This window comes from Paraburkholderia agricolaris, from assembly GCF_009455635.1.
GTDB lineage: Bacteria > Pseudomonadota > Gammaproteobacteria > Burkholderiales > Burkholderiaceae > Paraburkholderia > Paraburkholderia agricolaris.
On sequence record NZ_QPER01000002.1, the window covers coordinates 1,623,491 to 1,635,598 of the forward strand.

10 protein-coding genes are annotated in these 12,108 nt (G+C 60.9%); 7 read left to right on the plus strand and 3 right to left on the minus strand.

What is annotated here, in order from left to right:
- Window positions 1-34: 34 nt before the first annotated feature.
- Together GH665_RS28705 and GH665_RS28710 are read right to left on the minus strand one after the other, a co-directional pair.
- Window positions 35-712, minus strand: a complete 678-nt coding sequence (locus GH665_RS28705) for a hypothetical protein (protein ID WP_246216398.1) — start codon at window positions 710-712, stop codon at window positions 35-37.
- 304 nt (window positions 713-1,016) lie between these two features.
- Window positions 1,017-2,402 (minus strand): aminotransferase-like domain-containing protein, encoded by a 1,386-nt coding sequence (locus GH665_RS28710; protein WP_153140591.1) that lies wholly within the window; start codon window positions 2,400-2,402, stop codon window positions 1,017-1,019.
- A 165-nt stretch (window positions 2,403-2,567) separates the two neighbouring features.
- Between GH665_RS28710 and GH665_RS28715 the strand changes: the two genes are divergently transcribed.
- The 3 genes from GH665_RS28715 to GH665_RS28725 all read left to right on the plus strand — a co-directional run bounded on the left by GH665_RS28715 (window position 2,568) and on the right by GH665_RS28725 (window position 5,878).
- Complete coding sequence (locus GH665_RS28715; RefSeq protein ID WP_153140592.1) at window positions 2,568-3,854, plus strand: hydroxymethylglutaryl-CoA reductase, degradative; 1,287 nt, start codon at window positions 2,568-2,570, stop codon at window positions 3,852-3,854.
- Window positions 3,855-3,959: 105 nt separating this feature from the next.
- Window positions 3,960-4,499: a hypothetical protein gene (locus GH665_RS28720; protein WP_246216399.1), complete on the plus strand. Its 540-nt coding sequence runs from the start codon at window positions 3,960-3,962 to the stop codon at window positions 4,497-4,499.
- Window positions 4,499-5,878 (plus strand): tripartite tricarboxylate transporter permease, encoded by a 1,380-nt coding sequence (locus tag GH665_RS28725; RefSeq protein WP_153140593.1) that lies wholly within the window; start codon window positions 4,499-4,501, stop codon window positions 5,876-5,878. The genes GH665_RS28720 and GH665_RS28725 overlap by 1 nt, the downstream gene beginning before the upstream one ends.
- A 205-nt stretch (window positions 5,879-6,083) precedes the next feature.
- Here GH665_RS28725 and GH665_RS28730 read toward each other — a convergent pair whose 3' ends face one another.
- The gene (locus tag GH665_RS28730; RefSeq protein WP_153140594.1) at window positions 6,084-7,013 is read right to left on the minus strand and encodes a LysR family transcriptional regulator; all 930 of its coding nucleotides are present in this window, start codon (window positions 7,011-7,013) and stop codon (window positions 6,084-6,086) included.
- Window positions 7,014-7,119: 106 nt separating this feature from the next.
- Between GH665_RS28730 and GH665_RS28735 the strand changes: the two genes are divergently transcribed.
- The 4 genes from GH665_RS28735 (at window position 7,120) to GH665_RS28750 (ending at window position 12,103) form a co-directional block, all read left to right on the plus strand.
- A complete protein-coding gene (locus tag GH665_RS28735; RefSeq protein ID WP_167531024.1) occupies window positions 7,120-8,826 on the plus strand; it encodes an FAD-dependent monooxygenase in 1,707 nt (568 codons plus the stop codon).
- Between the two features lie 92 nt (window positions 8,827-8,918).
- Window positions 8,919-10,259 carry an MFS transporter gene (locus tag GH665_RS28740; RefSeq protein WP_153140596.1) on the plus strand — a complete coding sequence of 447 codons (1,341 nt, stop codon included), beginning with the start codon at window positions 8,919-8,921 and terminating at the stop codon, window positions 10,257-10,259.
- A 42-nt stretch (window positions 10,260-10,301) separates the two neighbouring features.
- Window positions 10,302-11,141 carry a fumarylacetoacetate hydrolase family protein gene (locus GH665_RS28745; RefSeq protein WP_153140597.1) on the plus strand — a complete coding sequence of 280 codons (840 nt, stop codon included), beginning with the start codon at window positions 10,302-10,304 and terminating at the stop codon, window positions 11,139-11,141.
- Between the two features lie 32 nt (window positions 11,142-11,173).
- Window positions 11,174-12,103: a VOC family protein gene (locus tag GH665_RS28750; RefSeq protein WP_153140598.1), complete on the plus strand. Its 930-nt coding sequence runs from the start codon at window positions 11,174-11,176 to the stop codon at window positions 12,101-12,103.
- Window positions 12,104-12,108: the final 5 nt, after the last annotated feature.

The following is a 12,108-nucleotide window of genomic DNA, read 5'->3' on the forward strand; positions in this document are numbered from 1 at the left end:
CTGGGCGAAAGATGGGTGATTTGAAGCGCGCGCGTCACGGAGCCGGGATGGGCGGCGGCGCGTACTTGCTGTCGCTGCCCGGGAACGGATTGGCCTTCGTGCGGATCGCTTCGTCCGCGTCCTTTTCGACAAAGAGCGCAATGCCGATCACGCCGACATTGGCGGCATCGCCGCTCGGCGTGTTGGTGGCGTAACTGCGTGCGACGGACGAGAAGCGGAAGGCCGCCACTTCCTTGCTGTTCTTGCGAAAGCCATCGATGATCAGCGTCTTGCCTGGGCGCAGGATATAGCCTCGATTGCCGTAGCTGCCGGGGCGCCCAGAAATCACATCGAGCCCGTCGACGCTCGCAACCACCTCGTACGCCGCCGTCCCTTCGTTGCGCAACGCCATCTCGTACCGATCACCTGATTTGCCGACGATGTTCCACCGGCCGTTATCGCCGCGCGTGAGTTTGAGCGTGTTGTTGCTGCCGTCGCGGAATTCGAGCCTGATCGCGCCGCTCACCATCGGGAGGCTCGCGCGCGTAGCGCCCGACGAGGTCTTGAGCACGTCGTTGTAATAGATTGCGGCCATGTCGTCAGGCGTATTCTCATTGGCGCGTTTGAAGTCGACGTCATGCGTCGTGGACTGCACGGTCTCGCCCCATGCAGTGCCGAGGCCCGGCCGTTGCGACGTGGCCTCGGGTGAGGGCGGCGGTGAAGCGGATTGCATGGGGGCCTGACTGCACGCGGCCAGCCAGATAACCAGAACAAGCATTGAAATACGTTGAGCGATTTTCATTTTTTCTGTGAATTTCAGGCGAATAGTTAATCCAGAATTATTTCGATCATGATATCTCACATGCCGTTTAATGAAATGCGCTGCGCGTAATTGACAATTTTTTGCTACTGCCGAATTGAAATGCCATTGCCCGGACTTTCAGTCTCGCGGTAAAGCAGGAATCAGTTGCTCAATCTTGATCGGAATGCCTGCAAATTATTCAGGGACTCGCGGAAAGAAAGTCAGGTCGGGGTCATCATGCAATGGCACTTAGCGCCGCCGCAAAACGCTTATCGGCCAGATATGCCACGTTAAACCGGCAGTAGGCGGAGACCTGATCGCTTCTTGGAGAAAAAATCGCCCCCGGGGCGAGAATAACCCCATGTTTAATCAGCGCTTCGGCCAGCTTCATCGAGTCGGCATAACCCGGTAGCGACGCCCACAAGTACATGCTCCGGTCGGTCACCTTGTAGATATCCGCGCCGAGTCTGGTCAATGCATTGATTGCGGCGGAGGTGGCTCTCTGCAGCTTTTCCTGAAGATGATTGGTGTGCCGCAGGAAATGGCCGTCACTGATGATCGCATCGAGCGTGCGCTCGCAGTATTCCGAACTGCTTACGTGCGTGAGCATCTTGACGTCGGCGAGATCGCTGGCAAGAGAAGCGTTACACGCGAGAAATCCGACTCGCAATGCGGCCGATACGGACTTTGCAAAGCTGCCGATATAGATCGTGCGACGCAACTGATCGAGTGTCGCGATACGTGTCAGGGTTCTGGGCCGCAAATCGGCGAGCGCGTCGTTCTCCACGATCGTCAGATCGTGCGCTTCGGCAAGCTGCAGGATTCGATGCGCTTTGGCGGCGCTTGTATCCGTTGCCGTGGGATTCTGGCCAACGGATTGCGTGAAGAACAGCTTGGGGCGGTATGTAGCAAGGTGCTCTTCGAGTTTAAGGATATTTGGACCATCCACATCGCGCGGCACACCGACGATATTCGCGCCGCTCAGCTTCAGCTTTCCGAATAGCGGGTAGTAACCCGGGTCGTCAACCAGAACCGTATCGCCTGGGCGCACGTAGTACCGGATCACCATGTCCATCGCCTGGTTTGCTCCATGCGTGAGGACGATTTGCGAAGGGCTGGCCTCGATCTCATAACCGGCCAGTTTCTGCTGAAGCGACTGGCGCAGCGGAAGGTAGCCATACCGGCTGCCGTAGCGAAAAAGTGATGCGACGCCCGTGCGAACAACCCGTTGATGGTACTGGTCGAGGCGTGTCTCCTCGAGCCACTCGACCGGCGGAAATCCCTCGCCGAGATTCAGGACCTCTGGTTTGACCTGCAACTGCTCGCGCATCAGCCAGACCACGTCCATCGCCCGATCGAGTGTGGTGGTCTCGTCGACCTGATTGGCCGCCTTGACCTGCCGCGACACAAAGAAACCCGACCCACGCCTGGGCTCGATCAGCCCATTCGCGGTCAGGATGTCAAACGCCCGGATCACCGTGTTCTTCGAGCATCCTGACGCCTCAGCATATTCCCTAATGGATGGCAGCTTCGATCCCGCCGGCAAAAGCCCTTCTTCAATCTGTTTCGCCAGATTGTCCGCCATTGAATCAGACAGGCTGTTCTTCTCGCGCCCAATCATGATTGCTGCTCCGCAAGGTAGGTACACTGTTTTGGGTACAGTTCAATCACTGTCGTCGAATACTGTACCTTTTCTATGGGTACACGACGCTTATTATTCGTCCATCTACTGACCCCCGCAAGTCCTGACAGCGCTATGCGGCATTGATGACACATGGAGACGCCTATGCAGATCGATTCCACGCTTCCCAATTTCCGCGCGCTTTCCCCCGCGCAACGTTTGGCTCATGTCAGCAGGGCCGTTGCCCTTGATGACGCGCAGTACGCGCAGCTCGCCAAACCGGGAGCACTGCCGCTGGAAACAGCAAATGGAATGATCGAGAACGTCATTGGTACTTTCGAACTGCCGATGGCCGTGGCGGGTTATTTCCAGATCAACGGGAAGGATGTCATCGTGCCGATGGCGGTCGAAGAGCCCTCCATCGTTGCGGCGGCCTCGTTCATGGCAAAACTCTCGCGGGATGCCGGCGGCTTTCGTACGTCGAGCACTGGTCCGTTGATGCGTGCGCAGGTTCAGATCCTTTACGTGTCCGATCCCTACGGCGCCCGTCTGTCGATACTGAAGCACAAGGAAGAACTGATCGGGCTTGCCAATAGCCGGGACAAGGTGTTGATCGGCCTGGGCGGCGGCTGCAAGGATATCGAAGTGCACGTGTTTCCGGAGACACCGCGCGGAGCCATGGTGGTGGCACATCTGATTGTCGACGTGCGGGATGCGATGGGCGCGAACACGGTCAATACCATGGCTGAGTCAGTTGCCGGTCGCGTCGAGGAAATCACCGGCGGCAAGGTGCGGTTGCGGATTCTGTCGAACCTCGCCGACCTGCGGCTTGCGCGCGCGCAGGTCCGTTACTCCGCCGAAACGCTCAAGACAAAGGAGTACTCGGGCGAAGAGATCATCGACGGCGTGATCGACGCTTATCTTTTCGCGGCCATTGATCCGTACCGCGCCGCTACCCATAACAAGGGGATCATGAACGGTATCGACCCCGTGATCGTTGCGACAGGAAACGACTGGCGCGCAGTCGAAGCAGGCGCGCATGCCTACGCATGCCGTGGTGGCCGGTATACGTCGCTCACCACATGGGAGAAGGCGAACAACGGCGACCTCGTCGGTACGATCGAAATGCCGATGCCGGTCGGCCTGGTCGGCGGCGCGACCAGGACTCATCCACTTGCGCGTCTCGCACTAAAAATCATGGACGTGAAGTCCGCCCAGGATCTTGGTGAGATCGCCGTCGCGGTGGGATTGGCCCAGAATATGGGCGCGTTGCGTGCGCTCTCGACCGAGGGTATTCAGCGTGGACACATGGCGCTCCACGCACGCAATATCGCGATGGCAGCGGGTGCAACGGGTGCCGACGTCGACTGGGTTGTGAAAAAGATGATCGCCGCGACGGATGTCCGCACCGACTTCGCAGTGGAATTGCTTGCGGGGCCGCGCACTGCCTGACTATCGTTTTCCAGCCACGCTTTGAAATAGAAAAGACAGGATGACCGTGCTGCAAGCGCATGGCCACTCAAACCAACACTCCGAAAATAAATCCGGAGGAGACACATGGAACAGTATCGCGGTAGCGCGGCGGCGCTTGTCGCCGCCAGCCCCCGTAGTGACGACGCTGCGCAGGAGTCCTCGCTTCGGCTAGTCGAGGTGTGGGGCGACACGGTCGATCTGAAACATCTCGCATGGTCAGTCGCTTTGGGGACCGGCATCAGCGTGGGGGCATTCTTTCTGGGCCAACGGCTGCTGTCGACGTTCGTTCAGGACGCAGCAATCGCTCGAGCCTACGCAATGCTGGTTGGGCTGGCCGGTTGCCTCGTTGCGGGCGTGGTTTGCGCGCTCCTGTTCAAACCAAAGCGCGACGTTGTCGAGCACGCCGTCGACCCGACGGAGCGCCTGAAGGTGCTCGATCAACTTGCCGCGGAATCTGGCGGGCTTGGCGCGGTCGCGGATCTTCCGCCGAGTGTCAGGGCCGAGATGGAGGAATTGGGTTTGCTCGAATTGTTCCTCGCCTATGAAAGCGCACACGCCAACGACGGTAACCCCGCCGAGGTCGACCCTCTACCGGCCCATTCCATTCAGAAGGGAGCGCGCTGATGAGTCCGTTTCTTCACCAGGTTCTTATCGCGCTTTCGATGGGGCTGATCGGCGCGATCGTGTTTGCCTGCATCGGTCTGATCTCGGGCACGGACGAGACGACGACCATCGCTCCGTTGACGCTTCTGGTCGCCCTGCTTGGCGTCCCGCCCGCGGGCGTCTTTACTTTCTTCATGTCTGGCGCGGTAGCCAAACATATGACCCACTCGATCCCCACCGCGCTGCTCGGCATACCCGGCGACACGATGGCTGCGCCGCTGTTGCAGCAGGCGACGATGTTGCGCGCTCTCGGGGTGCCGCACATTGCGCTGCGCAAGATGATCTCTGGTGGGATCGTCGCGGCCTTCGTCGCCGTGCCGCTTGGTGTTCTCTTCGCGGTGCTGCTAGCCCCGTTCGGGGCCTCGATCGCTCAGGCCGCACCGTGGGTGTTCCTTGTGGCGGCGCTGGTCATCGCCTACTTTTCCGCCGGACGCTGGGCCTCCGTGCTGCTCCTGTTGCCGTTCGTTCTGCTGATCGTCGGCCTTCAGGCACTGACTGGAAAGTACGGCGTCAAGCTTAGTGTCAGTTACTTTCTGGGTATCGCGATCGGTCCGCTTGTCGCTGATCTGTTCGCGATTCTCTCGCCTTCCGAGCGGCACCGGATGCGTCGTGCCCAGGTCTCAACCTTCTCGCTCGCGCCCGATCTGAAAGGCTGGAGCGGCTATTTCCCCAACCCGTTCCGGGTGCTGGATCGCCAGCAGGCGGCGTGGACCGTGGCCACCGCCGCCGTCTCAAGCGCGACCTTTGTCTTCAGCCCGGTCGCGATGACCGTTGTGATGGGAGAACTCGTCGGCGCGCGCGTCAAGCACGCGTACCAGCGCCTGACCACGGTCATCGCTGCCCGGAATGGCGTGACTGAAGCGACCTACATCGCAGAAGCGCTGATTCCCCTGATCGCATTCGGGTTGCCGTTGAGTCCGGTGGCGGCGGGGCCGGCAGCGCCTCTGTTCAATGCGCCGCCGCGCTTTTCGGTGGACGTAGCGACTGGACATATCAACAACCTGCACACGCTGATGTCCGCCCGGGAGTTTCTCGGATATGGCCTGTTGTCCGTTGTGCTCGCCGCACTGATTGCGTACCCGCTCGCCATGAACTACGCACACCGGGCGGCCTCATTCGTCGCCCGGCGTTTGAGTCATGAAGCGATTATCGCCACATTCGCCGGGCTGATTGTGGTCATCAGCGTTTGGGAAGGGCAATTGCTCGGCCTCGCGGTCATTCTGACGGTCGGACTGTTTGGGGGATTGCTTTCACGGATGTTTTCCTTCAATGCGGGCGTTCAGTTCATGGGGTATTACGTCGCTGTACTGAGCGTTCCGGCCATCGTGAAGCTGTTCTGAGTCTGAGCGCGGCCTGCGTACGAAGAACGCTGTCGAGATTCCGACAGGACGGTTTGCCTTGCAAGACGTATGGCGGCGCCGCGTAGCCGCTTTTACGTCGGGCAGGACCGGGTAGCGGCCGGCAAATCGCCGACTGAAATCGAAGCGTTGCTCCCGGAGGAATTTGCACAAGCCCTGCGCAGACGCCGGGTGGCCATCCGGCCTTCTAGCCCTTTGCGTACACGCTCGTTCCGCCGCCATCGTGACGCAACGTGGTGGCGACAAGCGCGCGAAACCATCGGTGTCCCGCGTCATTGTGATGACGCGCATGCCAGAACTGCTGAACGGTCAGATCGGGCAGGTCGATCGGCAGTGGAAACACATCGACATCCGCGAGGCGCGCAAACAGGTCGGCGAGTTCATCGGGAACCGCCGCGATGAAATCGGACGTCGCGACCAGACTCGGCACCGCCAGTAGATACGGCACGTCCACTCCGACCTTCAGCCGCGCGCCATGCCGGCGCATTTCCTTCTCAAGCAACTGGTTGGTGAGCGCGAGGGTGCCGGCCACGACGTGCTGTTTTTCGATGAACTGCGCGAGTGTCATGCGGACCTTCCTGCGTGTCGGGCCGCCTCTGATGATGCCGACCAGCGAGCGGCGGAAAAGCGGCTGCTGGTGCAGGTTATCGCCCATCTTGCCCAGATACCCGATGGCCAGATCGAGTGCGCCATCCTGCAGCGCGCTCGCCAATTCCAGCGAGGGCAACTGGATCGGCTTGAGCGACGCAAGCGGCGCGTGTTCACGCAACGCCGCCAGAAGCCGCGGCAACAACACGATCACGCCCATGTCGCTCAGACAGACGGAAAACGTCCGCGTGGTGGTGGCCGCGTCGAATGCCCTGGCGCTCCAGATTTCCTGCTCGACCACGCCTAGCACGTGCGCAGCGCCTTCGATCAGACGTTCGCCTACCGGGGTAGGTGCCATCACCGGGCCGGCCCGCACGAACAGATCGTCTTGAAACAGGGTGCGTAGTTTCCCCAGTGCATGACTCACAGCGGGTTGCGTCAAGCCGAGGCGGTCCGCCGCCCGGGACACGCTCCGCTCTTCGCCGAGCGCCTGAATGACGTACAGAAAGTTGAGGTCGGGCGGTTCCATGTATGCACCAGATTCATGATGAATATGAAACTCATTGTATAGATTTATACCGGTCCAACGATTAACTTTGCACCCACGGTCGATAAACGAGAATCAGGAGACAGCAGTGGTGGATTGCGATGTCATCATCGTGGGCGGTGGCCCGGTTGGATTGTTTCTCGCGGCGGAACTCGGGCAGCGAGGGATCAGCACAGAAGTGTTCGATGCCAAATCGGGCACGAGCACCCATCCGGCTGCCAACGCGAACAGCGCGCGCACGATGGAGCATTTTCGCCGCATCGGTATATCGGAGAGGGTCCGCGCGCTGGGTTTGCCTCCTGACTATGCGCCGGATATCGCGTATTTCACGTCGATCGCCGGTCACGAACTCGCACGCCTTCATCAACCCGCTTCCCGGGATGCTGTCGAATGGGCGAAAGCGCATTCTTTCACCTGGGCTACGCCTGAGCCCCCGCATCGCTGCTCACAACTCTACGTCGAACCGGTTCTGCTTGAAGCGGCGCGCAGCAACGCCCTGTGCCGTGTGCATTTCGATGCACATGTAGTTGCATTCTCGCAAGACGACGATGCCGTAACGGCCACCGTCGAGCTGGCCGCGACGCCCGAACGTGACGCTGAAACGCGCACGCTCAAAGCGCGCTATCTGATCGGTTGCGACGGTCCGCGCAGCTTTGTGCGCAAATCGCTTGGCGTGCGTTATGAGGGCGTATCCGGTGAGAAGCGGGAATTCATGGGTGGCCAGATGGACGCCGTGTACTTCTACGCACCCGACATCTACACGGTCAGCCCGCATGCGCCAGCCTGGCAATACTGGACCTTTAGCGCGAGACAACGCGCGCTGATCATCGCAGTCGACGGCAAGGGTCACTTCATCATGAACGTGCAGATGCGCGAAGACGAATTGCCCGACGATGACAGTGTCCGGCGCCGCATCGCTGAAGCGATTGGCGCGGATATTCCGTTCGAGTTGAAAAGCGGGTCGACGTGGACTGCCGGTTTTACGCTGGTCGCCGAGAAGTTTGCTGCGGGCCGTGTTTTTCTTGCGGGTGACGCTGCGCATCTATTCACGCCGACGGGCGGCCTCGGGTACAACACGGGCATCGACGACGCCGCGAATCTTGCGTGGAAACTCGAGGCGATGGTGAAAGGCTTCGCGGGCGCCGAGCTCGGCGCGAGCTACGAAGCCGAGCGCCGGCCGGCAGCGTTGAGAAACACCGCATTTGCACGCGGTTTCGCGGACAGCATCGGCCATCTGCAGGTGCCTGCGGAGGCTTACGCCGACGGCTCTCCCGGTAGCGCCGCGCGAGAAGCCGTCGGCGATTATCTGAAGTTTCACGCCACGGCCGAATTCGTCATTCCGGGCGTGCATCTCGGCACGCGTTACGAAACCTCGCCGCTTGTCGAAGCCGAAGCCGGGGCAGGTTCGCCGGATACCGCCAATCTCTATGTGCCGTGCGCTCGTGCCGGCCATCGCGCACCGCATGCGTGGCTCGCCGACGGGGGTTCGCTATACGACCGGCTCGGTACCGGCTTCACGCTGCTTTGCACGGCGCCGGCAGGCATCGACGCATCGCACGATGAAGCGCTGCACCGCGCGGCGGCCACGCTTACGCAACTGGCGATCGTGCAGATCAGCGAAGCGGCGGTCGCGGATCTCTACAAAGCCCGTTACGTATTGATCCGGCCCGACCAGCATGTGGCATGGCGCGGCAATGCGCTGAACAGCGAGTTTGACGCGGCGGTACGCCGTGCCATTGGACACGTGTCCGGAACTGACTCTGCAGCCCGTCCTTCAATGGCCATGGCGCTATGACCTGAACGGTATGGAGGCTCCGGCCGGAGCTCTGGAAAACAAAAACGGAAACAGTTTCGCATTCAAGCGAACCCATCCTTCGGAGACAGGAAATGCACGCGCAAGCAATTACGTCACACGGCGTCATGGACGACAGGAAGACGTCGTCGCTACAGATTCTCACGTTGATTCTCTGCTTTCTGGTCGTTGCCGCGGACGGCTTCGACGTTGCCTCTGTGGGTTACGTCGCGCCACTGCTCAGGAAAGCGTGGTCACTCAGCCCGGCGCAACTCGGTCCTATATTCGGCGCGGGTCTGTTCGGTCTCACCGTCGGCAGCTTCCTGTTCGGGCCGCTCGCCGATCGCATCGGCCGCAAGCGCGTGATTGCGATTTCGCTCGTGCTATTCGGGGTCGGCAGCCTGGCGTGTGCGTACGCGTCTTCACCGATGTGGTTGATCGTGCTGCGCTTCGCAACGGGTGCGGGGCTCGGCGGCGCGATGCCGAATGCCATTACGTTGTCGTCGGAGTTCAGCCCCGCGCGTAGCCGCGCATTGATGGTCACGCTGATGTTTTGCGGTTTTACGCTCGGACTGGCATTTGGCGGCGCGGTCGCCGCGCTGTTGATTCCGGCCTTTGGCTGGAAAGGCGTCTTTATCTTCGGCGGTGTGCTCCCGCTTTTGCTGACTCCGATCATCTGGCTATGGATGCCGGAATCGTTGCGGTTCATGGTGGGCAAGCCGCGCTATCGGCGCGAGAGCCGTGAGGTGCTTCGGCGTCTGACCGGTGACGCGGACACGCCGATCGAACATGTGATCCCCGAAGACGCGAACCCCGGCGCGATCCGCGAAACCGCGGTCGGTACGCTCTTCAGCCAGCGTTATCGAACCGGCACGCTGCTGCTTTGGCTCGCGTTCTTCTGCACGCTGTGGGTCTACTACCAGGTCAGCAGCTGGCTGCCCACGGTGATCACCGGCGCCGGTATCGAAGCCTCGCATGCGGCCCGCGTCGGCGCAATGTTGCCGCTCGGCGGGACCATCGGCTCGCTGATCAATGCGCGCCTGATGGACCGGATGAATCCGTTTTTCGTGCTCGCCGGCTCATACGCCGTCGCGGCGGTCTCCATCGCGTTGATCGGTTTCTCGATCAATGAACCCACATGGGTCTACGTCACTGTCTTCATGGCTGGCCTCGGTCTGTCGGGCGCACAGACTGGCGCGAACGTGCTTGTCGCCGGCTTCTATACGACTGCCGCGCGAGCCACCGGCGTGAGCTGGGCGCTGGGCGTCGGTCGCATCGGTTCGATCATCGGCTCGATGACGGGAGGCGTGCTGCTGGTGGCGTTTCACACTGTCGATGCCGCATTCGTTGTGTTTGCCGCGCCTGTCGTGATTGCGGGTATCGCGATGCTCGCCAACGGCTGGCTCTATCGCGGCCGCGACACATCACAGATTTGATTTCACTGCGGCGCGTGCGCCGCATTCATTCAGGAGAAGGACATGCGGTACGTGAGTTTTGAAAAGGACGGCAAGGCGTTTCTCGGCGTGCGTGAAGGCGGGGCGATCCGGACGCTTGGCGAAGCCACGCTGGAGGAGTTGCTGGCTCAGGGTGTTGACCTGAACAAATGGGCGGCCACGCAGCAAGGCGGGCGTGTAGAAGCGGAAGACGGCCTGAAGTTTCTGCCGCCATTGCGCCGGCCGACCAAGATTCTGTGCGTCGGTCTGAACTTCAAGGGCCACTCGAAGGAAAGCAATTTCGAACAGCCGGATTACCCCACGATGTTCCTGCGGCTCAATACGAGTCTCGTCGCGCACAACGCTCCAATCGTTCGCCCGCGCGTGTCGGACAGCCTCGATTACGAAGGCGAGATCGCCGTGGTGCTGAGCAAGGGCGGCCGCCATATTCGCAAGGAAGATGCACTGTCGCACGTCGCGGGTTACGCGCTGTTCAACGATGCATCCGTGCGCGAGTACCAGTTCAAAACGCCGCAATGGACAATGGGCAAAAACTTCGACGGCACCGGTGCATTCGGTCCGGACTTCGTGACGGCTGACGAGTTGCCCCCCGGCGTAAAAGGCTTGCGTCTTGAAACGCGTCTGAACGGCGAAGTCGTGCAATCGGCAAGCACGGACGACATGGTGTTCGACGTCGAAACCCTGATTGTTCTGCTAAGCGAGGCGCTCACGCTGGAAGCGGGCGACGTAATCGTGTCGGGTACGCCGTCCGGTGTGGGTTGGGCGCGCAATCCCCGGCTGCTGATGCGTCATGGCGATGTATGCGAGGTGTCGGTGGCGGGTATCGGCACCCTGCGCAATGAAATCGTCGATGAGGCTGCCTGATCCACTGTTGCCGTTCGGGGAGACACCACACCATGTCCACCTTTGCCGATTCACCGCCTGCTGGCGTGCATTCGATCGATCACTTCGCGCTGAACGTGCCGTCATTGCCCGAGGCCGAACACTTCTTCACGGCATTCGGTCTTGAGCTCACGCGCACAAGCGGCGCACTTGATGTTCGTGCCGCAGACGGGCATCGCTGGGCTCGCATCCTGCCGGCCGACAGAAAGTCGCTTGCGTGGCTGAGTTTCAACTGCTTTGAAGGCGATCTGCCCAGGATCGCGCGGCAGGCGATCGCGGCGGGCGCCGCGATCATTTCTTCAAACGATGCGACCCGCTCCGAAGGGATCTGGTTCGACGATCCGGACGGCAACCTGCTTCAGGTGCGAGTCGGTCCAAAGACCACGCCCGATTCCAAAACGCCGCTCGCGCTTTTCGGCGCGGAGGCGGATCGCCGTGGTTCATGCATGCGCTCCGAGGTGCGGACCGTGCACCCGCGACGCATGTCTCATGTGCTGCTCTTCACGCCCGATGTACTGCGCGCAGTGGCGTTCTACGAGAGCGCGCTGGGTCTGCGACTGTCGGACCGATCCGGCGACATCATCGCGTTCACGCACGCGCGGCATGGCAGTGATCACCATCTCGTTGCGTTTGCAAAAAGTTCGGCCAAAGGATGGCATCACGTGGCGTGGGACGTCGCGAGTATCGATGACGTCGGCAACGGTGCGACGCAAATGGCCGCGGCGGGCTTCAAGGCCGGGTGGGGCACGGGGCGGCACGTGCTGGGGTCGAACTATTTCCACTACGTGCGCGATCCATGGGGTTCGTTTTCCGAGTACTCCGCCGATATCGATTTCGTTTCCGCCGGAGCCGAATGGCCGGCAGGCGATTTCGCTCCTGAAGACTCGCTCTACCAATGGGGACCCGACGTACCCGAATACTTCATTCACAACACGGAAGCATGACGATG

Excerpts from the sequence above, each read along its gene's own strand:
- GH665_RS28705 (WP_246216398.1), bottom strand. The coding sequence starts at position 712 with ATGCAATCCGCTTCACCGCCGCCCTCACCCGAGGCCACGTCGCAACGG.
- GH665_RS28710 (WP_153140591.1), bottom strand. The coding sequence starts at position 2,402 with ATGATTGGGCGCGAGAAGAACAGCCTGTCTGATTCAATGGCGGACAAT.
- GH665_RS28715 (WP_153140592.1), top strand. The coding sequence starts at position 2,568 with ATGCAGATCGATTCCACGCTTCCCAATTTCCGCGCGCTTTCCCCCGCG.
- GH665_RS28720 (WP_246216399.1), top strand. The coding sequence starts at position 3,960 with ATGGAACAGTATCGCGGTAGCGCGGCGGCGCTTGTCGCCGCCAGCCCC.
- GH665_RS28725 (WP_153140593.1), top strand. The coding sequence starts at position 4,499 with ATGAGTCCGTTTCTTCACCAGGTTCTTATCGCGCTTTCGATGGGGCTG.
- GH665_RS28730 (WP_153140594.1), bottom strand. The coding sequence starts at position 7,013 with ATGGAACCGCCCGACCTCAACTTTCTGTACGTCATTCAGGCGCTCGGC.
- GH665_RS28740 (WP_153140596.1), top strand. The coding sequence starts at position 8,919 with ATGCACGCGCAAGCAATTACGTCACACGGCGTCATGGACGACAGGAAG.
- GH665_RS28745 (WP_153140597.1), top strand. The coding sequence starts at position 10,302 with ATGCGGTACGTGAGTTTTGAAAAGGACGGCAAGGCGTTTCTCGGCGTG.
- GH665_RS28750 (WP_153140598.1), top strand. The coding sequence starts at position 11,174 with ATGTCCACCTTTGCCGATTCACCGCCTGCTGGCGTGCATTCGATCGAT.